Here is a 2209-nt window from a genome sequence, read left to right on the forward strand (position 1 = left end):
CCCGCCGATCATCCGGTCTGGACAGGCGTCGCGGAGGCGCTTGGCCAGTTGTGCCACACGCTCGTGCTCACCGGGATTCCGCGCAGGATCGTCATCGGTGGCGGCGTGATGGGCGCCGGTCACCTGTTTCCGCGGGTCCGTGCCGCGCTGACGCGCAGTCTCGGGGGGTATATCGCATTGCCCGAGCCGACGCTGGTCGATACGTTCGTCGTACCGCCGGCACTCGGTGGCAATGCCGGCCCGCTCGGCGCGATTATCCTTGGTGGCCAAGCGCTTGGTGACTCGGTCGGAGGGTCGGGAAGCTCGGCCTTCATGTCATATTAATTACAGATGCCTACCCACCGGGCCGCGCGATAGGGCCTGGAAAACCGCTTATACGGGCGGGGTCAGGTATCGCGAGGAACGGTGTCCGATGCGTATTCTGATTGTCGACGACGAACCCGGAGTTCATGACGACTACGCCCGTGCGATTCTCGGGACGGAACCAGCGGCGGCTGACCCGCAGGCCGACGCATTTTCGATAACCTCCGTCGGGACCGGCATCGACGCGATCGCCGCGGTCGAATCCGCCATCGCCGAGCCCGCGCCGTTCGCGGTCGCCTTCCTCGATCTGCAGATGGCGTCGGGGCTCGACGTCTGCGAGACGGCGCGCCGGATCCGTGAACTGGACCCCGACATCAATTTCGTGATCGTCACCGCGCTCGACGGTGCCTCGCTCGCCGGGATCGCCAAAGTGGCCGGGCCGGTCGACAAGGTCTTCCATATCGCCAAGCCGTTCGTCGGCGCCGAGTTGCGCCAGACCGCGCTGGCACTGACGCAGCGCTGGCAGTTCGACCATGACTGCAACGCGGTGCGTGCAGCGCTCGTGCGGCAGGTGGCGCAGCTCGAGGTCCGGGCTGCTGAGCTGGCGGCCAATGAAAGCCGTGCGATCCATCTGGCGACGCATGATTCGCTGACCGACGCGCCCAATCGGCTGGCGTTCCTCCGCGCGCTTGCCGAACGCACCCGCGCGGACGGGTGGTTCGCGACGGTGATGATCGATCTCGACCGGTTCAAGCTGGTCAACGACACGCTGGGGCATCTTGCCGGCGACGCGCTGATCCGCGAGATCTGCGCGATCCTCGGCCGGTCCTCGCCCGACGGCGCGCTGGTCGCGCGGCTCGGCGGCGACGAATTCGGCGTGTTGTTCAGCACTGCGGACGAGACCAGCGCCCTGCTCGCCTGCGAACGGATGATCGCGGCCTGTTCGGTCAGCCTCCAGGTCTTTGGCAGTTCCGTCCAGGGCGGCGCCTCGGCCGGGCTGGTCGTGACGCATGGCGGGCAGGGCAGCGACCCGGTCGACGTCATGCGGCGGGCCGACCTTGCGCTGAACGATGCCAAAAGAAGCGGTCGACGCATGGCGCGCGTGTTCGACGAGAGCATGGACGAGGATATCCGCTTTCGCCGGCGGGTCGAAAGCGGGCTTGGCGAAGCGATCGCGAACAACGAGCTCAGCCTGGTGTTCCAGCCGATCGTGTCGCGCGAATCGATCGAGGTGGTCGGGTTCGAGGCGCTGCTGCGCTGGAACACGATGGCTTACGGCCCGATCAGCCCGGGCCTGTTCATGCCGATCGCGGAGGAATCGAACCTCATTCACGACCTGGGCGACTGGGTGCTGCGCAATGCGCTCGCGGTCCTGACGCAGTGGCCGGGTCAGTATGTCTCGGTCAATTTCAGCCCGCGACAGTTCCGGCGCCACCATTTCGTTGACTATGTCAGCGAGAGCGTCCGCCGTGCCGGGGTCGATCCCAGCCGGTTGCAGATCGAGATCACCGAGACCGCGATCTTCGACGATGCCGAGCGTGCGGCAGAGACGCTGGGCGCGTTGCGCCGCATGGGGTTCCGCATCGCGCTCGACGATTTCGGGACGGGCTATTCGAGCCTGCACAACATCCGCACCTTCGCGCTCGACTGCCTGAAGATCGACCGCAGCTTCATCGAGGGGATGGGCCGCGAGCGCGAAAGCGCGGCGATCGTCCATTCGATCATCAGTCTGGGCCGCGCACTCGGCATCGGGGTCATCGCCGAGGGCGTCGAGACCGAGGCGCAGGTCCAGGCCTTGCGCCTGGCGGGGGCCAGCCATCTCCAGGGCTTCTTCTTCTCGCACCCGGTGCCTGCTGCGATCGCCCGGACCATGGCGGAAGCACGCGGTCTCGGCGGGGATCCCGCC

General features: G+C 67.0%; 2 protein-coding genes. Both read left to right on the forward strand.

Features of this window, described 5'->3' with window-relative positions; all coding sequences use genetic code 11:
• Window positions 1-324: ROK family protein (locus tag sphsw_RS20645; RefSeq protein WP_042467627.1), on the forward strand; the 324-nt coding region annotated here is incomplete at its 5' end.
• A gap of 88 nt (window positions 325-412) precedes the next feature.
• Window positions 413-2209: putative bifunctional diguanylate cyclase/phosphodiesterase (locus sphsw_RS16930; protein WP_052380995.1), on the forward strand; the 1797-nt coding region annotated here is incomplete at its 3' end.

It is taken from the genome of Sphingomonas sp. FUKUSWIS1 (assembly GCF_000733135.1).
Classification (GTDB): Bacteria; Pseudomonadota; Alphaproteobacteria; order Sphingomonadales; family Sphingomonadaceae; genus Sphingomonas; species Sphingomonas aerolata.